Genomic DNA, 23,154 nt, shown 5'->3' with positions numbered 1-23,154 from the left:
AGCTGAAAATTGAAACGACACACTGTTTCATTTCTCCGTAATAAGAAATGAAAAATGGTGTGTTCGAGTCTCTCAAATTTTTGCAAGTCGATGATGAATCGAAAGAAACATCTTCGGGTTGTGAGGTTAAGCGACTAAGCGTACACGGTGGATGCCCTGGCAGTCAGAGGCGATGAAGGACGTGCTAATCTGCGATAAGCGTCGGTAAGGTGATATGAACCGTTATAACCGGCGATTTCCGAATGGGGAAACCCAGTGTGTTTCGACACACTATCATTACGTGAATACATAGCGTAATGAAGCGAACCGGGGGAACTGAAACATCTAAGTACCCCGAGGAAAAGAAATCAACCGAGATTCCCCCAGTAGCGGCGAGCGAACGGGGAGCAGCCCAGAGTCTGAATCAGCTTGTGTGTTAGTGGAACGGTCTGGAAAGTCCGACGGTACAGGGTGATAGTCCCGTACACCAAAATGCACAGGTTGTGAACTCGAAGAGTAGGGCGGGACACGTGGTATCCTGTCTGAATATGGGGGGACCATCCTCCAAGGCTAAATACTCCTGACTGACCGATAGTGAACCAGTACCGTGAGGGAAAGGCGAAAAGAACCCCGGCGAGGGGAGTGAAAAAGAACCTGAAACCGTGTACGTACAAGCAGTGGGAGCCTCTTTATGGGGTGACTGCGTACCTTTTGTATAATGGGTCAGCGACTTATATTCTGTAGCAAGGTTAACCGTATAGGGGAGCCGAAGGGAAACCGAGTCTTAACTGGGCGTTAAGTTGCAGGGTATAGACCCGAAACCCGGTGATCTAGCCATGGGCAGGTTGAAGGTTGGGTAACACTAACTGGAGGACCGAACCGACTAATGTTGAAAAATTAGCGGATGACTTGTGGCTGGGGGTGAAAGGCCAATCAAACCGGGAGATAGCTGGTTCTCCCCGAAAGCTATTTAGGTAGCGCCTCGTGAACTCATCTTCGGGGGTAGAGCACTGTTTCGGCTAGGGGGTCATCCCGACTTACCAACCCGATGCAAACTGCGAATACCGAAGAATGTTATCACGGGAGACACACGGCGGGTGCTAACGTCCGTCGTGAAGAGGGAAACAACCCAGACCGCCAGCTAAGGTCCCAAAGTCATGGTTAAGTGGGAAACGATGTGGGAAGGCACAGACAGCCAGGATGTTGGCTTAGAAGCAGCCATCATTTAAAGAAAGCGTAATAGCTCACTGGTCGAGTCGGCCTGCGCGGAAGATGTAACGGGGCTAAACCATGCACCGAAGCTGCGGCAGCGACACTATGTGTTGTTGGGTAGGGGAGCGTTCTGTAAGCCGTTGAAGGTGTACTGTGAGGTATGCTGGAGGTATCAGAAGTGCGAATGCTGACATAAGTAACGATAATGCGGGTGAAAAACCCGCACGCCGGAAGACCAAGGGTTCCTGTCCAACGTTAATCGGGGCAGGGTGAGTCGACCCCTAAGGCGAGGCCGAAAGGCGTAGTCGATGGGAAACAGGTTAATATTCCTGTACTTGGTGTTACTGCGAAGGGGGGACGGAGAAGGCTATGTTAGCCGGGCGACGGTTGTCCCGGTTTAAGCATGTAGGCGGAGGTTCCAGGTAAATCCGGTACCTTTTAACGCTGAGGTGTGATGACGAGGCACTACGGTGCTGAAGTAACAAATGCCCTGCTTCCAGGAAAAGCCTCTAAGCATCAGGTAACACGAAATCGTACCCCAAACCGACACAGGTGGTCAGGTAGAGAATACCAAGGCGCTTGAGAGAACTCGGGTGAAGGAACTAGGCAAAATGGTGCCGTAACTTCGGGAGAAGGCACGCTGATATGTAGGTGAAGTGATTTACTCATGGAGCTGAAATCAGTCGAAGATACCAGCTGGCTGCAACTGTTTATTAAAAACACAGCACTGTGCAAACACGAAAGTGGACGTATACGGTGTGACGCCTGCCCGGTGCCGGAAGGTTAATTGATGGGGTTATCCGTAAGGAGAAGCTCTTGATCGAAGCCCCGGTAAACGGCGGCCGTAACTATAACGGTCCTAAGGTAGCGAAATTCCTTGTCGGGTAAGTTCCGACCTGCACGAATGGCGTAATGATGGCCAGGCTGTCTCCACCCGAGACTCAGTGAAATTGAACTCGCTGTGAAGATGCAGTGTACCCGCGGCAAGACGGAAAGACCCCGTGAACCTTTACTATAGCTTGACACTGAACACTGGTCCTTGATGTGTAGGATAGGTGGGAGGCTTTGAAGTGTGGACGCCAGTCTGCATGGAGCCATCCTTGAAATACCACCCTTTAATGGCTGGTGTTCTAACGTGGACCCGTAATCCGGGTTGCGGACAGTGTCTGGTGGGTAGTTTGACTGGGGCGGTCTCCTCCTAAAGAGTAACGGAGGAGCACGAAGGTTAGCTAATCCTGGTCGGACATCAGGAGGTTAGTGCAAAGGCATAAGCTAGCTTGACTGCGAGAGTGACGGCTCGAGCAGGTGCGAAAGCAGGTCTTAGTGATCCGGTGGTTCTGAATGGAAGGGCCATCGCTCAACGGATAAAAGGTACTCCGGGGATAACAGGCTGATACCGCCCAAGAGTTCATATCGACGGCGGTGTTTGGCACCTCGATGTCGGCTCATCACATCCTGGGGCTGAAGTAGGTCCCAAGGGTATGGCTGTTCGCCATTTAAAGTGGTACGCGAGCTGGGTTTAGAACGTCGTGAGACAGTTCGGTCCCTATCTGCCGTGGGCGCTGGAGAATTGAGGGGGGCTGCTCCTAGTACGAGAGGACCGGAGTGGACGCATCACTGGTGTTCGGGTTGTCATGCCAATGGCATTGCCCGGTAGCTAAATGCGGAAGAGATAAGTGCTGAAAGCATCTAAGCACGAAACTTGCCCCGAGATGAGTTCTCCCTGAGACTATAAGTCTCCTGAAGGAACGTTAAAGACTATGACGTTGATAGGTCGGGTGTGTAAGTGTAGCGATACATTGAGCTAACCGATACTAATGAACCGTGAGGCTTAACCTTACAACGCCGAAGATGTTTTGGCGAAGAGACGAGATTCAGCTTGATACAGATTACATTAACCGGCGAAAAGCGGGTTAATAACAGAATTTGCCTGGCGGCTGTAGCGCGGTGGTCCCACCTGACCCCATGCCGAACTCAGAAGTGAAACGCCGTAGCGCCGATGGTAGTGTGGGGTCTCCCCATGCGAGAGTAGGGAACTGCCAGGCATCAAATTGCAGTAAACCGGGATGAAGAATCCGGGTAGTGACAAAGAAATTCGGTGGAGCGGTAGTTCAGTTGGTTAGAATACCTGCCTGTCACGCAGGGGGTCGCGGGTTCGAGTCCCGTCCGTTCCGCCACTTATTAAGAGCCCTGAGCATTAGCTCAGGGCTTTTTCTTTGCTTGCAATTTAATTATTGCTACATCCGCAAAAATCCTCTGCATTTATCACTCTTTTTCTATAAAGAGCTGGAAGTCATAATCCTCTTAGTTGATGAACATAGTGATTAAAAAGAGGAGTTCTATGGCTATCCCTGCATTCGGTTTGGGTACTTTCCGCCTGAAAGACGACGTGGTTATCGCTTCTGTTAAAACGGCGCTTGAGCTGGGCTACCGTGCTGTCGACACTGCGCAAATCTATGATAATGAAGCGGCTGTTGGTCAGGCGATTGCCGAAAGCGGCGTACCGCGTAACGAACTGTACATCACCACCAAGATCTGGATTGAAAATCTCAGCAAAGAAAAACTGCTCCCAAGTCTGAAAGAAAGCCTGAAGAAACTGCGTACAGATTATGTTGATTTGGCGCTGATCCACTGGCCATCTCCAGGAGATGCTGTATCTGTTGAGGAATTCATGCTGGCGCTGCTCGAAGCAAAACAGCAGGGACTGACTCGTGAAATTGGTATCTCAAACTTCACTATTGCGCTGATGGAAAAAGCCATTGCCGCAGTAGGCGCAGACAATATTGCGACCAACCAGATTGAGCTTTCTCCGTATCTTCAGAGCCGTAAGGTGGTTGACTGGGCGAAAGCACACGGTATCCACATCACCTCTTACATGACGCTGGCTTACGGTAACGCGCTGAAAGATGAAGTGATTGCGCACATTGCCGCTAAACATAACGCGACCCCGGCGCAGGTTATTCTGGCATGGGCAATGGGGGAAGGTTACTCCGTAATTCCTTCTTCTACCAAACGTGAAAACCTGGCAAGCAACCTGCTGGCGCTGGAACTGCATCTGGATGCCGAAGATAAAAAAATGATCGCGGCACTGGACTGCAACGATCGTCTGGTCAGCCCGGAAGGTCTGGCTCCTGCCTGGGATTAATTGCCCGATCCTGTGTATCCCTTACCCCTCTTTTACAGCTCCTTCGGGAGCTGTTCTTATATATTCACTTAAAAAGTCTATAAATGCACGAATACGTGTACTGACCGCACGATCGCTGTAGTAAACGGCGCTGAAAGGCATTTTTACCGGCAGACGTTTATCGGCCAGCAGTTCCACTAGCTCTCCCCGCGCGATCTCTTTATCTATCATATAATCTGAAAGACAGGCGATGCCGTTGCCGTTCAGGCAAAGCTGTTTTAGCGTTTCCCCACTGTTGGAAGAAATGCCACACTCGACCTCATGCAGCTGTCCGTCGCTACAGGCAATCGGCCAGGTATTGAGCGAAACCGGTTCGGAAAACCCCAGACACAGATGCTGTTTTAACTCCTCGACGGTCTCTGGTCTACCAAAACGGGCAATGTACTCCGGTGAGGCAATAATCTTGCGATAGCTGGTAAATAACGGACGCGCACGTAGACTCGAGTCAGTCAGTGTGCCCGCTCGTATAGCAATATCCACTTTTCGTTCAATAAGATTGATGAATGTTTCCGAGGAGACGAGAGACAACGTCATCTCGGGATACCGCTCCCGGAACGGTTTGATTAGCGGCATCAGGAAATGCAACATCACCGGTGTTGCTGCGTCGATGCGCAGCAGGCCGCGCGGAGTATTACGCGACTCCATGATTTCCGTTTCTGCTGCAGCCATCTCTTGCAGTATCTGCTGCACCCGCCTGAAATAGCGCTCTCCTTCCTCAGTGAGACTTAGCTGTCGGGTCGTTCGATTAAGCAAACTGACGCCCAGTTTCATCTCCAGCTTTTTTACTGCCCGACTGACCGCGGAATTGGCTTGTCCAAGCTGTTCTGCCGCCCGGCTAAAGCTGCCGCTTTCCACTACCGCTACAAAAATCGCAAGTTCTTCAGAGGTTGCTTTCATTTTTGCACCTGACGCAAAATTATATTGAGATTTTGAATATTTTTGTCATTAAAACATCCAGGCATACTGCGTGTCATCTGATTACTGATGTTACGGAGTTATTTATGCCTCTCGCTTTATTTGCACTAACAATTAGTGCCTTCGCTATAGGCACTACTGAGTTTGTGATTGTTGGTCTGGTGCCGACCATCGCTCAACAACTGGCGATCTCGTTACCTTCCGCCGGGATGCTGGTTTCCATCTATGCGCTGGGTGTGGCGATTGGCGCACCGGTACTGACCGCTTTGACCGGACGCCTGCCACGTAAACAGTTACTGGTTGCGCTGATGGTTCTGTTTACGGCGGGGAATTTGCTGGCATGGCAGGCTCCCGGGTATATGACACTCATTGTCGCTCGTCTGCTGACTGGGCTGGCACACGGCGTATTCTTCTCGATTGGTTCTACCATCGCGACAAGTCTGGTGCCAAAAGAGAAAGCGGCCTCCGCCATCGCTATTATGTTTGGTGGCTTAACGGTGGCGCTGGTAACCGGCGTGCCGCTGGGTACGTTTATTGGTCAACACTTTGGCTGGCGCGAGACTTTTCTTGCGGTATCAATGTTAGGCGTGATTGCACTGATCAGTAGCCAGCTGTTGATCCCCGCCAATATTCCCGGTCGTGCAGCCGCCAGCATTCGCGACCAGGTGAAGGTGCTGACTCATCCCCGTCTGTTGCTGATTTATGCCGTTACGGCACTGGGCTACGGCGGTGTATTCACGGCATTCACCTTCCTGGCACCGATGATGCAGGATCTGGCGGGATTCTCTCCGGCAGCAGTAAGCTGGATCTTACTGGGTTATGGTGTTTCAGTGGCTATCGGTAATATCTGGGGTGGTAAGCTGGCGGATAAGCATGGTGCTGTTCCTGCGCTGAAATTTATTTTCGCCGCGTTGTTTGTTCTGTTGATGGTTTTCCAACTGACGGCTTCTACGCAGTATGCCGCGCTGGCTACCATCCTGGTAATGGGGATCTTTGCCTTTGGTAACGTACCGGGGTTGCAGGTCTACGTGGTACAGAAAGCGGAACAATTTACGCCTAATGCTGTAGATGTGGCGTCAGGGTTGAACATTGCGGCGTTTAATATTGGCATTGCACTGGGTTCAGTGATTGGTGGACAAACGGTCGAGCATTATGGTCTGGCGCAGACGCCGTGGATTGGTGCACTTATTGTCCTGGTTGCTTTCCTTCTGATGGGACTCAGCGGTCGTCTTGATAAGCCCGCGCGCGTTGCTTTGGGGTAAATCATTGATGTAAGCGCCCACTTACAAAACAAACTGCAATTGTTCGTTGAAAGTGAGTGCTAAAATCCCTATAACAGAAGAACCAGTCCGGCTGCGGACTGGTTGACGTTACAGAGGTTTGAAAGTCTAAAGTGCGAAAAAACACCTATGCCATGCGTTATGTTGCCGGACAACCCGCCGAGCGGATTTTACCGCCGGGGTCGTTTGCGCATATTGGCCAGGCATTACCCGCAGGCGTTCCGTTAAGCAGTGAAGATCGCATTCGTGTGCTGGTATGGAATATTTTTAAACAGCAGCGCGCAGAATGGCAGTCGGTGCTGAAGAATTTTGGCAAAGATGCGCATCTGGTGTTATTGCAGGAAGCACAAACCACGCCAGAACTGGTGCAGTTTGCGACCGCTAACTATCTTGCTGCCGACCAGGTTCCCGCCTTTGTGCTACCTCAGCATCCCTCTGGCGTCATGACGCTCTCTGCTGCTCATCCTGTTTACTGCTGTCCATTGCGCGAGCGTGAGCCTATTTTACGGCTGGCGAAATCGGCGCTGGTGACGGTGTACCCGTTGCCTGACACTCGGCTGTTAATGGTGGTGAATATCCACGCGGTTAACTTTAGCCTTGGCGTTGATGTCTATAGTAAGCAGTTACTTCCCATTGGCGATCAGATTGCTCATCACAGCGGTCCGGTGATCATGGCTGGCGATTTTAATGCCTGGAGCCGTCGACGGATGAATGCGCTGTACCGCTTTGCGCGTGAAATGTCGCTGCGCCAGGTTCGCTTTACTGACGATCAGCGCCGCCGTGCGTTTGGTCGCCCTCTCGATTTTGTGTTCTATCGCGGTCTGAACGTAAGTGAAGCCTCTGTGCTGGTCACCCGTGCATCCGATCACAACCCGCTACTCGTTGAATTCAGTCCCGGCAAACCTGAACAATAACGGTGTGTCAGGTCTGCCATAGGGCAGGCCTGTGATGGTTGCCCTTCATATTTCATAACAACCGAAGGACAACACAATGACAACACGCTCTCACCATGACAACGTCGAAAAACAGTTTGGCTCTCAGGCTAATGCCTATTTAACCAGTACGGTGCACGCCTCTGGCCGTGACTTGCAACGTCTGGGGGAAAGGTTGTCGGCATTTCCGCAGGCTCGCGTATTGGATATGGGATGCGGAGCAGGGCACGCCAGCTTTGTGGCCGCGCAACAGGTAAAGCAGGTCGTGGCTTATGATTTATCGTCGCAGATGCTTGAAGTGGTTGCTAAGGCGGCAAAAGACCGAGGTCTGGAAAATATCGCCACACGGCAGGGGTATGCTGAAAGCCTGCCATTTGAAGATAACGTATTTGATGTGGTGATTAGCCGCTATTCCGCGCATCACTGGCATGATGTCGGGCGCGCGCTGCGGGAAGTGAACCGCGTTCTGAAGCCCGGTGGTGTACTGATTGTGATGGATGTGATGTCGCCTGGCCACCCAGTACGTGATATCTGGTTGCAAACCGTGGAGGCGTTACGCGATACCTCACACGTACGCAACTATTCCAGCGGAGAGTGGTTGTCGTTAATCAATGACGCCAATCTGATTGCCGATACCTTGTTAACCGATCGTCTGGCGCTGGAATTCAGTTCGTGGGTGGCGCGGATGCGTACGCCTGCAGCGTTGAGCGACGCGATTCGTGCCTACCAACAAAGTGCTTCTGCACAAGTGAAAGACTACTTTGCGTTACAGGGAGATGGCTCGTTTACCAGCGACACGATAATGGTTGAGGCACATAAAGCGGGATAAATGAAAAAGGCACTGGGGGGAAACCAGTGCCTTCATTTCTACAATGCTATCAGGAGTCCGGCATGTCGTTGTTTTTCACAAACAACGTTAGCTGATCGCCTGGCTGTAGATTATTCGTATCGCTGTTCCAGCGCATCACATCCTTGATGTTAACCCCGTGGCGTTTGGCAATACTCGAGAGCGAGTCGCCTTTACGCACACGATAGGTGATGCTATCGCTGTTGTTCGCCAGTCGCTGTGCGCTGCTGCCAGCGCCCACCGTCAGATTCTGGCCTACTTTCAGCGATGACCCGCGCAGATTATTCCACTGCTTAAGGTCATTGATGCTCACGCCAAGACGTGAAGCAACGCCAGAAAGCGTATCGCCAGAGCGAACTTTGTAGCTACGGCTGTTCAGCGGCGTGTTATCCGCGACCAGCGTTGACTGCACGGCTGCAATTTCGCCTGAAGCCAGAGACTCACGCAGCTTCTCTGCATGCTTCTTTGGCACCATCACATATTGCGGGCCGCTGGCACCCAGCGTGGAACCTTTCACGCCTGCATTGAAGGTCTTCAGCTTGCTAACGGAAATACCCGCCATATCGGCAACCTGAGCCATCTCAACCGGGCTACTCAGGCGAACACGTGCCAACGCGCGGCTTTCGTCTGTTGTTGGCAGACGTACGCCATAGCGTTTGCTGTTTTTGAGTATATCGCTCAATGCCAGCATTTTGGGCACGTATAGCTTCGTTTCCTGAGGCAATGGCAACGACCAGAAGTCAGTGGGTTTACCACGAGCTTTGTTCGTTTTGATTGCCTTCATGACACGACCTTCACCGCTATTATAAGCAGCAACGGTCAGCAGCCAGTCGCCATCAAACATCTTGTTCAGACGCTGCATCATGTCCAGCGCGGCGGTGGTGGAAGCCACAACGTCGCGACGTGCATCATAACTGCGGGTCTGTTTTAAACCATAATTGCGCCCCGTGCTCGGAATGATCTGCCAAATACCTGCGGCATTGGCGCCAGACGTTGCGTGAGGATCAAAAGCGCTCTCCACTATGGGTAGTAGTACCAGTTCCATAGGCATGTTACGTTTCTTAACCTGCCCGGCTATCCAGTACATATACGGCTCTGCCCGTAAAGTTACATCGTGGAGATAGCTCTTATTGCGTAAATACTTCTGTTTCTGTTCGCGAATCCGGCTGTTTTCCGGAATTCCCATCTTTAGCTCGTCACCAATGAAAGCCCACAAATCTTGATCAGCAGCGATAGATGTTCCGTCGTCCATCCATCGCGCCTGACTTGTAAACTTTCCTGCTTCCCCTTGACCAGCAGCAGAAAGGCTCTGTGCGTGTTGTTGGACGTTACCAGTATTCTGGCACCCAACAAGCAGGACAGAGGCGAGTAATATCGCTTTTGCCTTCATGTGTGTGTCAATAGTTGCTTAAAAGACGACCGATCATAACGGCGAAGTTTTCAAAAGGCAACCCGGAATTGTCAGAACGTATCTTTCTTTGACCTTAACCAGGCAAAACGCTCCTCAGGTTGTTGCAATATTGTTTCTTTGTTAATTTCATTAATTAAATCAATATCTTCTGTTCTTAAAAAAAGATTATTTCGCCGCTCATTTTTCAGAATTACGGGTAGTGTCATTTGTTTTTTTACGCGTAACTCATTAACTTTACGATAATATTCATTTATGAACGAATCGTGCGGGAGAATGCTTAAGGCAAACTTCATGTTTGCTAATGTGTACTCATGTGCGCAACAAATTAATGTATCGTCAGGAAGGGCGTTTATTTTTTTAAGTGATTGATACATTTGGGTCGCTGTGCCTTCGAAAAGTCGACCGCAACCGCCAGAAAAGAGTGTGTCACCACAAAATAAGTAAGGATGGCTAAAGTAACAGATATGTCCTAAAGTGTGACCCGGAGTAGCAATTACCCTAAATTCATGCCCCAAAACGAGTGCAATATCACCATCTTCGACTATGTGTGTCGTTCCCTTATCTTGCGTTTCAGCCGGTCCGTATACCACTATTTGTGGGAAATGCTGCAGAAGTTCTTTCACTCCGCCCACGTGATCCTGATGATGATGGGTTAGCAGAATGGCTTCAGGCACCCAGTTATGCTCTGCAATGGCTTTCAGAACAGGAGCCGCTTCACCCGGGTCCACAATCAGACAATGCTGGTCATTATTTGACAAGACCCAGATGTAATTGTCCTGAAATGCAGGAATACTGTTAAGATTCATATATTACCTCTCAATGCGTAACGGAAGGTTGTGATGAAACCGGCAAGGATCCCTCAAACTGTCGTAGCGCCCGTTAGCTGGGATGATCTGCCCTGGGGCGAACACTATCGTGAGGCGCTGGAGTATCAGCTTAACCCGTGGTTCGCAAAAATGTACGGTTTTCATCTGCTTAAGGTTGGTAATTTAAGCGCAGAAATCGATTCCGAAGCGTGCGCGGTTTCTCATCAGGTAAATGTTTCTTTGCAGGGTTCTCCCATGCAGGTGACGGCCGATCCTTTGCATCTTCCCTTTGCCGATAAGTCCGTGGATGTCTGTTTATTGGCCCATACGTTACCGTGGTGTTCCGATCCGCATCGCCTACTGCGTGAAGCCGATCGCGTGTTGATTGATGACGGTTGGTTGATTTTGAGCGGCTTTAACCCGGTAAGCCTGATGGGTTTGCGTAAACTGGTGCCCGTATTGCGTAAGACATCGCCCTATAACAGTCGGATGTTTACCCTCATGCGTCAATTGGACTGGCTATCATTACTGAATTTTGAAGTGCTGCACTATAGTCGTTTTCATGTTCTGCCCTGGAATAAGAAGGGCGGGAAAATGTTAAGCACCCATATCCCCGCGCTGGGCTGTTTACAGCTGGTGGTTGCGCGCAAGCGAACCATTCCACTTACACTCAACCCGATGAAACAAAATAAAAGCAAAACGCCTATCCGTCATGCCGTTGGCGCGACCCGGCAATACCGTAAACCGGACGCTTAAGCCTCAGTCTGATACCCAATATCATCCTGAGTTGGGCTCATGGCCGCGGCGCGCGCAAGCTCATCGCAGCGTTCGTTTTCCGGATGGCCTGCATGGCCTTTAACCCATTCCCATTTGATTTGATGAGGGCCCAAAGCGGCATCGAGACGCTTCCACAGATCGACGTTCTTCACTGGTTTTTTATCTGCTGTTTTCCAGCCACGCTTCTTCCAGTTGTGGATCCACTGCGTAATGCCCTGGCGCACATACTGGCTGTCCGTGCTGAGTATCACTTCACACTGTTCTTTCAGGGCTTCCAGCGCAACGATTGCTGCCATCAGCTCCATGCGATTATTAGTTGTAAGGTTGTAGCCTTCGCTAAAGGTTTTTTCGCGCCCGCGATAGCGTAAAATTGCCCCATAACCACCCGGTCCTGGATTTCCCAGGCAAGAACCATCGGTGAAAATTTCTACCTGTTTAAGCATCTCTGGTAGACTTCCTGTTTTAGCAAATCGAAATCAAACGATAAGTCTGACATAAATGACCGTTATGAGCACTGGAATTACACGACAGATCGTCCTCGATACCGAAACCACCGGTATGAACCAGATTGGCGCCCACTATGAAGGCCACAAGATCATTGAGATCGGTGCGGTTGAAGTGGTGAACCGCCGCCTGACCGGCAATAACTTCCATGTTTATCTGAAGCCGGATCGGCTGGTGGACCCGGAAGCGTTCGGTGTACACGGAATCGCAGACGAATTCCTGCTTGATAAACCCACGTTTGCTGATGTAGCCGACGAATTTCTCGACTACATTCGCGGCGCGGAGCTGGTCATCCATAACGCATCGTTCGATATCGGTTTTATGGATTACGAGTTCGCGAAGCTCAAGCGGGATATTCCGAAGACGAACGAATTCTGCAAAATAACCGATAGCCTGGCGCTGGCGAGGAAAATGTTTCCTGGCAAGCGAAACAGCCTTGATGCGTTGTGCTCGCGCTATGAGATAGACAACAGTAAACGAACCCTGCACGGCGCATTGCTTGATGCCCAGATTCTGGCCGACGTTTATCTGATGATGACCGGCGGGCAGACCACGATGGCGTTCTCAATGGAAGGCGACAGCCAGCAGAGGAATGACACGGGGATCCAGCGTATTGTGCGCCAGTCCAGCAAACTACGTGTTGTTTTCGCCACTGATGAAGAGTTAGCGGCCCATGAGTCACGCCTTGACCTGGTGCAGAAGAAAGGCGGAAGTTGCCTCTGGCGGGCATAGTTTGTACATTTACCGTATGAAAATGGCCGTTCGGGTGATTTTTGCAGCAAACGATTAAAAAACGTGAGAAAAAGCGTTGACGAGGTGCGAAGCAATCCGTAATATTCGCTTCGTTCCCAAGCGGAACACAACGCGGAGTGGTAGTTCAGTTGGTTAGAATACCTGCCTGTCACGCAGGGGGTCGCGGGTTCGAGTCCCGTCCATTCCGCCACTATTCAGAAAGCCTGAATCAGAAATGATTCAGGCTTTCGTCGTTTTAATCACTGCAAAATATTATCTATCATTTTACCATCAAAAAAATCAATAACTGACCGCGCGGTATGGATACCTGTCTGGTGGTACGATTCAACCGTCGCAGCGGCGATGTGTGGGGTCGTGATAATATTTCTGGAATGTAGCAGAGGGCTGAATTGTGGCAAAGGTTCATGCTGAAATACGTCGAGGGCGGAAAACACATTCCTTTCATCAATCACCTGCAACAAAGCGCGTTCATCGATTAATTTCCCACGAGCCGCATTGATGAGCAGGGCACCATTTCTCATCATAGAAAGGTATTTGTGACTGATAAAATTCTCTAAGGATGATGTATAAGGGAGAAGCACGACAATGACGTTGGACTGCATGAAGATGTCGTCAACCGACACAAACTTAACAGCCATTTTTTCAGCTATCTCATGATCCGGGTTTTTGTCGTACGCGAGAATTTCGATCTCGAAGCCGGACAACCTCTTAACCAACGTTTTGGCAATATTCCCAAAACCTAATAATCCTACCCGTTTACCATTTAATTCATTTCCCAGCGAGTATCCCCAATAGCCGTTTTGCATGTCCATATGATTACCGGGAATATTTCTCAGACCAGAAAAGATAAGGCCAATGATAAATTCGGCGACAGCGTTGGCATTGATGCCTCGTGCATTATTAACCACAATGCCTGATTTTTTTGCCGCGTAAGTATCTATATTATCAACGCCGGTACCAAATCTTGAGATGATTTTCAGTTTTGGTAGAAGAGAAAACACACTGGCGTCATAGCAATCCGTTCCGGCAATGACAGCATCAATAGATGCCCTCAACTCATCTGATTCTGATGCGATAAGATGATTCACACTGTTCTTGAAAATGAGATTATATTGATTATCGCGCAATAATTTGCAACCGGTTACACAACGAGCCGAAAAACTGGAAACGGTGATTAATACATTTTTCATATCTGTTACCTCGTACCTGAGAACGCCATCAGGTTGTGATGGCGTAGACCGGTTACAATAAAAATGACACAAGTTATGAATTTACTTTAACGCCGAGAGCACCTCCTGGATGAAATAAACCAAAATCGGTTCGGGTAAACTGCTTGAGTTCTGACAGCGTGAGGGCTACCGCATCTCCCACGACAAGAACAGCCGTAGAAGAGCAGGATGGAGCAAGACCTAAGGTGTCGGCTTCACTTTTTACGGGTATTTCAATCGATAAATCACAGCAGATAGCCAGCGACGAATTGTGGCTTCGGGTAAATGAGACCAGAAAATTTTTCATTTTTTTCAGACTTGGTAGCGTAGCTAACAGTTCTGCTGTCTCACCACTATTGGATATCAAAATAACAATATCTTCACTGGTAACCATGCCCAGATCGCCATGAACAGCTTCTGTTCCATGAATAAAAAAAGAGGGGGTACCGGTGCTGGCAAATGTCGCTGCCAATTTTTTTGCAATAATTCCTGATTTTCCTACGCCGATAAAGACAACTTTTCCGCTACAGGATTGCAGTATTTTTACAAGAGTTGCGGTTTCTGAAAGCGGTGCATTAATAATTTCCTCAACTGCTTTTTGCTCATTTCGCATAAATCCTTTAATGAGTGAGATGACCTCAGTATTATTCATGTCTGTTTTCCTGATTAATTTTATCAATAACGTAAGCCACCCGAGATAAGCCCTGGTATAGTTTTTCCCTGCTGCAAGCCAGATTTAACCGTAAATAGTTTTCCCCACCTGGTCCATATACGTTGCCTGCCATGATCCCCACTTTTCCTTCATGAATTAACATGGCGTAGAATTTTTCGAATGAACAATTGATGTGTGAACAGTCTATCCATGCAAAATAGCAACCCTCAGATTCTCTGAGTTTCAGAGGTGAAAGATTTTCTTGAACATAATGAACAGCAACATCAATGTTTGACTGAAGGTGTGACTTCAACTGTTGTAACCATACATCACACTCATTGTAGGCAACCATAGTGGCAATGATATTCAATACCGAAGGTGAATTCACAAAATCCCGATAACGAGTTATCACCCTGAATTTTTCATTAAAGATAATGTCAGGTGCGATAAGATACGAGCCCGTTAGAGCAGGGACATTAAATGTTTTTGAGATAGAGTTAAAAACAACCGTTTTATCGTAGTGCAATTTAAGTGCAGACGTAAATTTATGGCTAAAAGCGAAATCACTGTGGATCTCATCGGATAACAGCCAACAGTTATTTTTTATACATATCTCTGAAATTTTAATTAACTCATGCTCAGACCATACTTTTCCTGTTGGATTATGTGGATTGCACAATAAAATTACCTTTGCATGTTTTGCTCTGGCATTGAAGTCGTTCCAGTCTATGCCATACCGGCCATCATCATTTTTAATCAATGTTGAAGTGAGTAATTTTCTTCCACTATTTTTGATAACATCAAAGAATGCATTATATGCTGGAGTGAAAGTCAGAATGCTATCTTCAGGTACAGTTAATAATTCTAGCGCTTTGGCGATTGAGTACATCACACTCGGACTATAAGTAATCCAGTTAGCATCAATGATCGTATCATATTTCTGACCATACCAATGGCATATCGCGTTGAGATATTCGCTATGTTGCCAGCGACTATACCCGAGGACAGGATGTTCCAGTCTTTTCTGTAGCGCTTTGGTAATTGCTTGTGGTATGGGTAGATCCATATCAGATATGGAAAAAGGAATAATATCGTGTACACCAAATCTGTCTTCGCAGAAGTCCCACTGCGTGCAGTAAGTTCCTTTTCGCGAAATAGGCGTGTTAAAAATATCCATCAACATAACCCCATACATTTATCCATATCTTTACGCAAGGCGATGACTTTTGTACCAATAATGACCTGTAAGGTATTTTTATCGAGTTTGACAATTGCGATCCCTCCCTGCTTTTTAATGGCAGCTTCATCAATTGCTTCTATATCTTTGATTGTTAGCCGTAAACGTGTAACACAGTTATCCAGAGAGGTAATGTTTTCTTTTCCTCCGAGAGCCGCAATCATATTCTCAGCGGTGCTGACGTCTGTATTTCTATTTGCCACTGGTTGGACAGTCGGTGTTATCACATCAGCTGTTGTTGCAGATGGAACCATGTCACTGTCTTCTCTGCCAACAGTCATTAAGTTGTATTTTAGAATGGCCCATTTAAATACCATGTAATAAATGAAAAAATAGGCGATTTCTACACAGACAGCCACTGGCCATCCAGTTCTTGCACCCCGTAATACGCCAAAGCTTATAAACTGAATCAAATCTCCGGTGAATCCCATTTTCACGCCGAGATACGGTAAAAACATATTTGCGAAGCCATTCATAAAAGCATGGAATACAAATAAGACAGGGCTGACAAACAGGAATAAAAATTCAATCGGTTCGCTAACACCGCCAATAATTACAGTCAGTACCGCAGAGATTAATAATGCTTTAATAGCCTTGCGATTTTGTACATGAGCAGTCTGATACATAGCAAGAGCCGCACCTGCTAAACCATACTGGATCATTAGCTTACCTTGTTCCATTTTTCCGGCAAGGTCTAAGGGAATGACGGCGTTTTCTTTGACGTAGGCCATAAACATATTGAGAGTGCCGTAGTACTCCTCGCCGTTGATGATTGCTGATCCGCCAATCGGAGTAAATCTGAATACAGATGTGACTAAATGATTTAGTCCGAAGGGAATCGTTACGCGCTCTGCAACGGCATAGAAGAAATAACCTACCGGACCTGAGGTGGATATCCAATGGCCGATTAACATAAACATGTTAAAGAAAGGAGGCCAGACAAAAGGGATTATGATGCCGAAAACACTCATGACAACTAACGTAATGATAGGAACAAGGCGTGGGCCACTATAGAATCCCAACGACTCTGGGATACGCAGATTGACGATCCGTTTGTACATGGCGAATACCATCAACCCTGCAACGATTCCCCCCAATACGCTGGTATTGTATGACTGAATTCCCAGAATAATAGTTTGTCCATGTGTGGACATCTGATCTGTGGGGACGAGCAGACCGTGACTTTTAAGATAAAAATTTGTTCCCAAATGCATTGCCATAAACCCGACCAGGCCGGAAAATGCGCCATATGCTTTATCTTCTTTTTCTTTCAACAGACCCAGTGGGATGGCGATTGAAAATAATACCGGTAAATTAACAAAAGCGAATAAACCCAGGCTAACAATAAAATCTAAAAATGATTTAACAACAGGGTACCCTAATACAGGAATTAATTTAGCCATTTCCTCGCTGGCTAATCCACTTCCCAGGCCTAACATCATGCCGCATACGCTTAGCAGAGCGATTGGATACATAAATGCCTTACCCAGGCTCTGAAAAAAACTCCAGGCTTTTTTCTGTTTCATATTAACTGTCTCGTGATAAGGTGAAATACAATCAGTCCATCAATACCTTAATGCGAATTGAAAGATACAACTTTTCTTCCATCGCCAGTTCATAGTTAAACTCTGATTTTAAATACTCTTCTATTTTTATAATAGAATGTTGCAAGATTAAATCTTTCTCCAGAAAATGTTCATAGATATCACCGATGTCTTTATTCTTTATATTTTCGTTGCATAGCACCCGACAGGAGAAATATTTTAAATGGGTCATGAAACGTGAGTAGTTGAATGCGTTACGATCTACTCTTTTCTCGTAAACTTTTTCAATAATATCTGTGATTTTTTGTGAGAACTCTATAGTCCTGAGAGATTCATAGTTGGAGGTGTTTTCATAGTTATTCAAAATATGTAGAGCGATGAAACCAATCTCATCATCCGGAAGTCGGATGTTAAAATGCTCATTGACGATGGATAAAGCATCCCGACTAATAGCATACTCTGACTTGTATAATGCTTTTATCTCATCAAGGAATATATTATTGATTTGGATGCCAGCAGCGCATCGAGAGACTGCATTCGAAATGTGATCGGCAAGAATGAGTAAAAGCGATGGGTTCAACTTTTTGTCAAGATTTATCTCCGCATAACGGACTATGTTTTCAGATACAAAAACATAATCAATATCTACCCTTTCTATTAGTTTGTATAATTTTCCTTTTTCTTCATTTCTGACATAAAAAAATCGATTAGCAGGATGTGGTGGAACAGACATGCCATTTTTTCTGTTGTAACCTACGCCAGGGCCAGAAATGATGACTTCCTGACCATTCATCGATGCCAGCACACAATTATTGTTCATGACTTTTTCGATGATCATTTCATGGCTCCAAAAAAAAAGGCAAGACAAGTAAGAAGTAATAATCACTTCAAACGTTGTCTTGCCTGATTTAACAGTTACAAGATTACTCACTGATGTGTATACCCTACACAGGATTATCTTAAATAAATGAGATGCATGTCCTGTTTTGGGATTAGCATGACAAATTTAAGATGCCAGCCACACATACAACACACTAATAATTCATGTGGTGAATTCATGGGTGGGATATATAATATTTTCCTATGTATAGTGTTGTTCGTCCTTCCTTCAGCAGTGTGTAGGCAATTACTCGCTTAGCGTCTGTGCGATGTCTTTTTGCACCTGCTGGCGCTGTTCTGGAGTCAGCACTTTGTTCAGGTCAAAATAGTATTTCACGCGATAATAACGCGCCTGCTGTTCGATGTTGCTGAATGCCGAAAGCTGTTTTTTGACGGCTGTTTCATCCCACTTCCCGGACTTGATGACGTCAATCAACGCGCCGTCTTTAACATCCTTCACCGAAATCTGGCTTACGTTGGTTTCAAGCTGCTGGTGCAGTTTTTTAATCTGCGCAATCTGGTCAGTGCTCAACTTAAGATGTTGTACTATCGGATCCTGGGCTGGAGCCGGAACATTAGATGTGGTTGCTGCAAGCGTGCTAAAAGAAGCGCCAGCCACGGTAACTGCCAGCAAAGTCATGCGTAAGAAGTTCTTCATGTCGAGATCCTGATAAGGGAATTATTAACATTGTCAGTCACTCGCTGGTTACGAGTGATTATCTTTTGCAGGATACGATGCCCACCGCATGTCGCCACGCGAATTTGTTTTGCGGTTGGTTACGGAGTGAAACAATCCCGCCACGGAAAAACATTATGCAGCGGGAGTGAAGGCGATAGTTATAGCGTGAACGGGTCGGCATCCTGCCAGGCGGGAAATTTCTCGCGATATTCACGCAGCGCTGAGAGAGACAGTTCTGTGTCAATGCGTGTGGCCTGATGCGGCTCGGCGGTGGCAATAATCTCACCCTGCGGATTAATCACCCGGCTATCACCGCGATAATGATGCCCGTTACCGTCAGTGCCCACGCGGTTACATCCTGCTACATAAGCCTGGTTCTCAATCGCCCGTGCGGCAAGCAGAACCTGCCAGTGCAGAGAACGCGGCGCAGGCCAATTGGCAACATACAACGCAAGGTCGTAATCGTTGCGATTGCGCGACCATACCGGAAAACGCAGGTCATAACAGACCAACGGTAGAATGCGCCAGCCGCGCCATTCAACAATAACGCGCGCGTCACCCGCCTGGTAATGCTGGTGCTCATCCGCCATGCGGAACAGATGGCGCTTGTCGTAGAAATGCACATTACCTTCGGGTTCAACCAGCAAAAAACGATTCACCGGTCCCCGTTCAGACTGTATCGCCGCGCTACCTGCTATCAGGGCATTTGTCTGCTGCGCTTTGCTACGCATCCAGCTTACAACTTCTTCTTGCGGCAACGATTTATTTGCCGCTTCCATGGCAAATCCGCTGGTAAACATCTCAGGCAATACAATGACATCACGTCCGGCGACGGTTTCCAGTTGTCGGTCAAAATGGCGCAGGTTGGCCGGGCCATCCATCCAGATCAATGGTTGTTGCAGCAGAGTAATTTTCAAACCAGGCACGATCGAGGCTCCTCGTTGAACAACATTTTGACACTGTAGCATGAGCATTAATGAAAATGTGGCAATAAAAAGCCCCGCATTAAGCGGGGCTAAACGTCGTGCGAGTGTCGTTATGCGGCTTCGACTTTACGCACTTTCTCTGGCAGCTTTACCGGCTGAGTCGCCAGCTCCTCGGGTTCAAAGTCATCCACGTTGATACTGCGCAGGCGGCTCGCTTCGGCTTTCACCAGAATCGCGGCTTCATCTTTATCAATCAGCCCTTTCGCCAGCGCATTGTGCGCCAGTTCGTCGAGACGGGTAAATGGCAGGTTTTTACCCAACTCTTTACAGATCCGCTGGTGGATTGGGTCGGCTGCAATCACGTCCAGCAGCGCCTCTTCCAGCAAACCAACCGGGTTATGCTCGCTTGGCGTCAGATATTGACCGCGACCAATACGAGAACGAGTAGCGCTCGGAACCTGCAAAATCTTCGCGACTTTATGATCCAATTTGTCAGACGGTGCATGGTAGTGGCGACCGGTAGGGAAGATAACCACATTCAGCAAGCCCGCGACCAGACGGTTCGGGAAGTTCTTCAGCAGATCGTCCATCGCCTGTTCCGCTTTGTACAACGCATCCTGAACGCCCCAGTGAACCAACGGCAGGTCCGCTTCATGACGGCCTTCGTCGTCATAACGCTTCAGCACCGCGGAGGCCAGATACAGCTGACTTAACACATCGCCCAGACGTGCGGAGATACGTTCACGACGCTTCAGACTACCGCCCAGTACAGCCATCGACACATCTGAAAGCAGGGCCAGGTTGGCGCTCAGACGGTTCAGGTGCTGGTAGTAACGTTTGGTCGCATCGCCAGTTGGCGTGCTGCTGGTTAAACCACGCGTCAGGCCAAGCCAGAAGCTACGCACTTTGTTACTGCCGACGTGACCGATGTGTTTGAACAGCAGCTTGTCGAACGCATTCACATCGTTACTCTGTGCCGCAGCCATCTCTTCCAGAACATACGGATGGCAGCGAATCGCACCCTGACCGAAGATCATCATGCTACGGGTCAGAATGTTGGCACCTTCAACGGTAATAGCGATTGGCGCACCTTGATAAGCACGGGCGAGGAAGTTGCTTTCGCCAAGCATAATGCCTTTACCGCCAGTGATATCCATCGCATCGATGATTGACTGCTGTCCGCGGTGGGTGCAGTGATATTTCACGATGGCCGACAACACCGCCGGTTTTTCACCCAGCATAATGCCGTAGGTAATCAGTGATGCTGCAGCGTCCATCACGTAGGCGTTACCGGCAATACGTGCCAACGGCTCTTCAATACCTTCCATCTTGCCGATAGAGATTTTGAACTGGCGACGAATGTGCGCATACGCGCCGGTGGCCATCGCGACCGATTTCACGCCGCCCGTCGAGTTAGATGGCAGGGTAATACCACGTCCCACAGACAGGCATTCCACCAGCATGCGCCAGCCCTGACCGGCCATTTTCGGACCACCGATGATGTAATCAATTGGTACAAACACATCTTTGCCCAGTGTTGGACCGTTCTGGAACGGCACGTTCAGCGGGAAGTGACGACGCCCAATTTGTACACCTGGCGTTGAGGTTGGGATCAGCGCACAGGTAATGCCAAGATCTTCTTCGCCACCCAGCAGTTTTTCCGGGTCGGAGAGTTTAAATGCCAGACCCAGCACGGTAGCGATAGGCGCCAGCGTGATATAGCGTTTGTTCCAGGTCAGGCGCATACCCAGCACCTGCTGGCCCTGCCAGTCGCCCATACAAACCACGCCGGTATCAGGGATCGCGCCTGCGTCGGAGCCGGCTTCCGGGCTGGTCAGAGCAAAGCATGGGATCTCCTGACCGCGAGCCAGACGTGGCAGATAATGATTTTTCTGCTCTTCGGTGCCGTAATGTTGCAGCAGTTCGCCTGGGCCTAATGAGTTAGGCACGCCAACGGTGATCGCCAGGATCCCGGAAACGCCGGAGAGTTTCTGTAGAACGCGAGCCTGAGCATATGCTGAGAATTCCAGCCCGCCGTACTCTTTCTTAATGATCATCGCGAAGAAGCGGTGTTCTTTCAGATATGCCCACAGTTCCGGAGGCAGATCCGCGAGTTCGTGAGTGATCTGAAAGTCGTTCGCCATGCGGCACGCTTCTTCCACTGGACCATCAATAAACGCTTGCTCTTCAGCAGTCAGATGCGGCTGAGGATAGTTATGCAGTTTTTTCCAGTCAGGCTTGCCCTGGAACAGGTCACCTTCCCACCAGGTCGTACCGGCATCAATCGCTTCTTTCTCAGTACGCGACATCGGCGGCATGACTTTACGGAAACCGCGGAACACCGGTGCAGAGATCATAGATTTGCGCATCGGCGTAAAGTTAAACGGTACGAGAATAATGGCCAGAGGAACCAGCAGCCAGACTGACCACAGGCCAGCCACGCCAAGCGCGGCCGTCCAGGCGAGCAAAATTAAGCTGCTGAGGAATAAGCTCACGCGGTGATAAAACAGAACGCTGAGCAGAACAACCGTAGCGATAATACTCAAAATCATCATAACGAAAAGCTCCCTTGCTTGTAGGAGGTCTGACCACTTGTGATGATATGGTTGTAGTGGATGTAAATTCTTTTAGCAATGCGTTTACAAAATAATTACAACAAAGCTCACATTGTTGCTGTTTTAACCGGCACAAAAAATCAAAAGCCGTAGCCATTCCTGTGGCTTGTACTTCTCGCTGGTAGCGCTATCCGGTACACTGCACCTTGTCATTTACATTCATGCTGAAGGATATCCTCATGTACCAGGATCTTATTCGTAACGAACTGAGCGAAGCGGCGGAAACGCTGGCTAATTTTCTTAAAGATGACGCCAATATTCACGCCATTCAGCGCGCGGCGGTCCTGTTGGCAGACAGCTTTAAAGCCGGCGGTAAGGTACTTTCTTGCGGTAACGGCGGTTCCCATTGCGACGCGATGCACTTTGCCGAAGAGCTGACCGGACGCTATCGTGAAAACCGTCCTGGTTACCCTGCTATCGCTATCTCTGACGTCAGCCATATCTCCTGCGTCAGCAACGATTTCGGTTACGATTATGTGTTCTCTCGCTACGTAGAAGCCGTGGGTCGTGAGGGAGATGTCCTGTTAGGCATCTCGACTTCGGGTAATTCCGGTAACGTAATTAAAGCGATTGCCGCAGCGCGTGAGAAAGGGATGAAAGTTATCACCCTGACCGGTAAAGATGGCGGCAAAATGGCGGGCAGCGCGGATATCGAAATTCGCGTGCCGCACTTTGGCTACGCTGATCGTATTCAGGAAATTCATATCAAAGTGATTCATATCCTGATCCAGTTGATCGAAAAAGAGATGGTTAAACCATAAGAAGACGATTGCCGGATGGTGGCTGAAGCCGTATCCGGCCTACATGAGCGCCA

The 23,154-nt window shown here is 48.6% G+C and carries 18 protein-coding genes, 2 tRNA genes, 2 rRNA genes and 2 pseudogenes; 11 read left to right on the top strand and 13 right to left on the bottom strand.

Features of this window, described 5'->3' with window-relative positions; translation table 11 throughout:
* Positions 1-124 precede the first annotated feature (124 nt).
* From SK33_RS19050 to dkgB, 4 genes are all read left to right on the top strand, one after another.
* Positions 125-3,030 (top strand): 23S ribosomal RNA (locus tag SK33_RS19050).
* A 90-nt stretch (positions 3,031-3,120) separates the two neighbouring features.
* Positions 3,121-3,236 (top strand): 5S ribosomal RNA (gene rrf, locus SK33_RS19045).
* Positions 3,237-3,291: 55 nt separating this feature from the next.
* Positions 3,292-3,368 (top strand) — tRNA-Asp (locus SK33_RS19040).
* Positions 3,369-3,532: 164 nt separating this feature from the next.
* Positions 3,533-4,336 carry a 2,5-didehydrogluconate reductase DkgB gene (gene dkgB, locus SK33_RS19035; RefSeq protein WP_032937070.1) on the top strand — a complete coding sequence of 268 codons (804 nt, stop codon included), beginning with the start codon at positions 3,533-3,535 and terminating at the stop codon, positions 4,334-4,336.
* Between the two features lie 21 nt (positions 4,337-4,357).
* Here the strand turns inward: dkgB and yafC are convergent, their stop codons facing one another.
* Positions 4,358-5,272 carry a DNA-binding transcriptional regulator YafC gene (gene yafC, locus SK33_RS19030; RefSeq protein ID WP_048219668.1) on the bottom strand — a complete coding sequence of 305 codons (915 nt, stop codon included), beginning with the start codon at positions 5,270-5,272 and terminating at the stop codon, positions 4,358-4,360.
* A gap of 104 nt (positions 5,273-5,376) precedes the next feature.
* Here yafC and SK33_RS19025 point away from each other — a divergent pair, with 104 nt between their 5' ends.
* The 3 genes from SK33_RS19025 (at position 5,377) to SK33_RS19015 (ending at position 8,331) form a co-directional block, all read left to right on the top strand.
* Complete coding sequence (locus SK33_RS19025) at positions 5,377-6,552, top strand: MFS transporter (RefSeq protein ID WP_003838907.1); 1,176 nt, start codon at positions 5,377-5,379, stop codon at positions 6,550-6,552.
* Between the two features lie 131 nt (positions 6,553-6,683).
* On the top strand, positions 6,684-7,484 hold the full coding sequence (locus SK33_RS19020) for an endonuclease/exonuclease/phosphatase family protein (protein ID WP_003031427.1): 801 nt from the start codon (positions 6,684-6,686) through the stop codon (positions 7,482-7,484).
* A 76-nt stretch (positions 7,485-7,560) separates the two neighbouring features.
* The gene (locus tag SK33_RS19015) at positions 7,561-8,331 is read left to right on the top strand and encodes a class I SAM-dependent methyltransferase (protein WP_048219666.1); all 771 of its coding nucleotides are present in this window, start codon (positions 7,561-7,563) and stop codon (positions 8,329-8,331) included.
* Between the two features lie 49 nt (positions 8,332-8,380).
* Here the strand turns inward: SK33_RS19015 and mltD are convergent, their stop codons facing one another.
* Both mltD and gloB read right to left on the bottom strand, forming a co-directional pair.
* Positions 8,381-9,739, bottom strand: a complete 1,359-nt coding sequence (gene mltD / locus SK33_RS19010; protein WP_003031421.1) for a murein transglycosylase D — start codon at positions 9,737-9,739, stop codon at positions 8,381-8,383.
* A 71-nt stretch (positions 9,740-9,810) separates the two neighbouring features.
* On the bottom strand, positions 9,811-10,566 hold the full coding sequence (gloB, locus tag SK33_RS19005; protein ID WP_003031418.1) for a hydroxyacylglutathione hydrolase: 756 nt from the start codon (positions 10,564-10,566) through the stop codon (positions 9,811-9,813).
* A gap of 33 nt (positions 10,567-10,599) precedes the next feature.
* Between gloB and SK33_RS19000 the strand changes: the two genes are divergently transcribed.
* Positions 10,600-11,322 (top strand): class I SAM-dependent methyltransferase, encoded by a 723-nt coding sequence (locus SK33_RS19000; protein ID WP_003031413.1) that lies wholly within the window; start codon positions 10,600-10,602, stop codon positions 11,320-11,322.
* Here SK33_RS19000 and rnhA read toward each other — a convergent pair.
* Positions 11,319-11,897: pseudogene (gene rnhA, locus SK33_RS18995) on the bottom strand (ribonuclease HI). The gene SK33_RS19000 and the pseudogene rnhA overlap by 4 nt on opposite strands.
* Here rnhA and dnaQ point away from each other — a divergent pair.
* Both dnaQ and SK33_RS18985 read left to right on the top strand, forming a co-directional pair.
* Entirely contained in the window at positions 11,851-12,579 is a 729-nt protein-coding gene (gene dnaQ, locus SK33_RS18990; RefSeq protein ID WP_003031410.1) for a DNA polymerase III subunit epsilon, read from the top strand. The pseudogene rnhA and the gene dnaQ sit on opposite strands and share 47 nt — an antisense overlap.
* Positions 12,580-12,713: 134 nt before the next feature.
* Positions 12,714-12,790: transfer RNA gene (locus tag SK33_RS18985), tRNA-Asp, on the top strand.
* A gap of 49 nt (positions 12,791-12,839) precedes the next feature.
* On the opposite strand, the gene SK33_RS18980 is transcribed toward SK33_RS18985, so the two are convergent.
* From SK33_RS18980 to fadE, 9 genes and pseudogenes are all read right to left on the bottom strand, one after another.
* Positions 12,840-13,790, bottom strand: a complete 951-nt coding sequence (locus SK33_RS18980; protein WP_048219664.1) for a phosphoglycerate dehydrogenase — start codon at positions 13,788-13,790, stop codon at positions 12,840-12,842.
* Positions 13,791-13,863: 73 nt separating this feature from the next.
* Complete coding sequence (locus tag SK33_RS18975) at positions 13,864-14,460, bottom strand: KpsF/GutQ family sugar-phosphate isomerase (protein WP_003031405.1); 597 nt, start codon at positions 14,458-14,460, stop codon at positions 13,864-13,866.
* Positions 14,453-15,637: a MalY/PatB family protein gene (locus SK33_RS18970; protein WP_048219662.1), complete on the bottom strand. Its 1,185-nt coding sequence runs from the start codon at positions 15,635-15,637 to the stop codon at positions 14,453-14,455. The genes SK33_RS18975 and SK33_RS18970 overlap by 8 nt, the downstream gene beginning before the upstream one ends.
* Positions 15,637-15,951, bottom strand: coding sequence for a PTS transporter subunit EIIB (locus SK33_RS26800; protein ID WP_369707178.1), 315 nt, complete (start codon positions 15,949-15,951; stop codon positions 15,637-15,639). The genes SK33_RS18970 and SK33_RS26800 overlap by 1 nt, the downstream gene beginning before the upstream one ends.
* A pseudogene (locus SK33_RS18965) lies at positions 15,951-17,223 on the bottom strand (PTS transporter subunit EIIC); the annotation flags it as partial. The pseudogene SK33_RS18965 and the gene SK33_RS26800, both read right to left, overlap by 1 nt.
* A gap of 31 nt (positions 17,224-17,254) precedes the next feature.
* Entirely contained in the window at positions 17,255-18,079 is an 825-nt protein-coding gene (locus SK33_RS18960) for a PRD domain-containing protein (RefSeq protein ID WP_003031398.1), read from the bottom strand.
* A gap of 288 nt (positions 18,080-18,367) precedes the next feature.
* A complete protein-coding gene (locus SK33_RS18955; protein WP_003838871.1) occupies positions 18,368-18,778 on the bottom strand; it encodes a Spy/CpxP family protein refolding chaperone in 411 nt (136 codons plus the stop codon).
* Between the two features lie 179 nt (positions 18,779-18,957).
* Positions 18,958-19,725, bottom strand: coding sequence for an amidohydrolase (locus tag SK33_RS18950; protein WP_048219659.1), 768 nt, complete (start codon positions 19,723-19,725; stop codon positions 18,958-18,960).
* A gap of 110 nt (positions 19,726-19,835) precedes the next feature.
* Positions 19,836-22,280: an acyl-CoA dehydrogenase FadE gene (gene fadE, locus SK33_RS18945; RefSeq protein WP_003031392.1), complete on the bottom strand. Its 2,445-nt coding sequence runs from the start codon at positions 22,278-22,280 to the stop codon at positions 19,836-19,838.
* A gap of 239 nt (positions 22,281-22,519) precedes the next feature.
* Between fadE and lpcA the strand changes: the two genes are divergently transcribed.
* Complete coding sequence (gene lpcA, locus SK33_RS18940; RefSeq protein WP_003031390.1) at positions 22,520-23,101, top strand: D-sedoheptulose 7-phosphate isomerase; 582 nt, start codon at positions 22,520-22,522, stop codon at positions 23,099-23,101.
* The last annotated feature ends 53 nt before the right edge of the window (positions 23,102-23,154 follow it).

The organism is Citrobacter sp. MGH103, from assembly GCF_001034475.2.
In the GTDB taxonomy this organism is placed as follows: domain Bacteria; phylum Pseudomonadota; class Gammaproteobacteria; order Enterobacterales; family Enterobacteriaceae; genus Citrobacter; species Citrobacter freundii.
Note: the sequence above shows the minus strand (reverse complement) of the source record. Positions and strands in the feature narration are given on the sequence as shown.

Bases quoted from the DNA above. Each gene is read 5' to 3' on its own strand.
- dkgB (WP_032937070.1), top strand. From the start codon at position 3,533: ATGGCTATCCCTGCATTCGGTTTGGGTACTTTCCGCCTGAAAGACGAC.
- yafC (WP_048219668.1), bottom strand. From the start codon at position 5,272: ATGAAAGCAACCTCTGAAGAACTTGCGATTTTTGTAGCGGTAGTGGAA.
- SK33_RS19025 (WP_003838907.1), top strand. From the start codon at position 5,377: ATGCCTCTCGCTTTATTTGCACTAACAATTAGTGCCTTCGCTATAGGC.
- SK33_RS19015 (WP_048219666.1), top strand. From the start codon at position 7,561: ATGACAACACGCTCTCACCATGACAACGTCGAAAAACAGTTTGGCTCT.
- mltD (WP_003031421.1), bottom strand. From the start codon at position 9,739: ATGAAGGCAAAAGCGATATTACTCGCCTCTGTCCTGCTTGTTGGGTGC.
- gloB (WP_003031418.1), bottom strand. From the start codon at position 10,566: ATGAATCTTAACAGTATTCCTGCATTTCAGGACAATTACATCTGGGTC.
- SK33_RS19000 (WP_003031413.1), top strand. From the start codon at position 10,600: ATGAAACCGGCAAGGATCCCTCAAACTGTCGTAGCGCCCGTTAGCTGG.
- dnaQ (WP_003031410.1), top strand. From the start codon at position 11,851: ATGAGCACTGGAATTACACGACAGATCGTCCTCGATACCGAAACCACC.
- SK33_RS18980 (WP_048219664.1), bottom strand. From the start codon at position 13,790: ATGAAAAATGTATTAATCACCGTTTCCAGTTTTTCGGCTCGTTGTGTA.
- SK33_RS18975 (WP_003031405.1), bottom strand. From the start codon at position 14,460: ATGAATAATACTGAGGTCATCTCACTCATTAAAGGATTTATGCGAAAT.
- SK33_RS18970 (WP_048219662.1), bottom strand. From the start codon at position 15,637: ATGGATATTTTTAACACGCCTATTTCGCGAAAAGGAACTTACTGCACG.
- SK33_RS26800 (WP_369707178.1), bottom strand. From the start codon at position 15,951: ATGGTTCCATCTGCAACAACAGCTGATGTGATAACACCGACTGTCCAA.
- SK33_RS18960 (WP_003031398.1), bottom strand. From the start codon at position 18,079: ATGATCATCGAAAAAGTCATGAACAATAATTGTGTGCTGGCATCGATG.
- SK33_RS18955 (WP_003838871.1), bottom strand. From the start codon at position 18,778: ATGAAGAACTTCTTACGCATGACTTTGCTGGCAGTTACCGTGGCTGGC.
- fadE (WP_003031392.1), bottom strand. From the start codon at position 22,280: ATGATGATTTTGAGTATTATCGCTACGGTTGTTCTGCTCAGCGTTCTG.
- lpcA (WP_003031390.1), top strand. From the start codon at position 22,520: ATGTACCAGGATCTTATTCGTAACGAACTGAGCGAAGCGGCGGAAACG.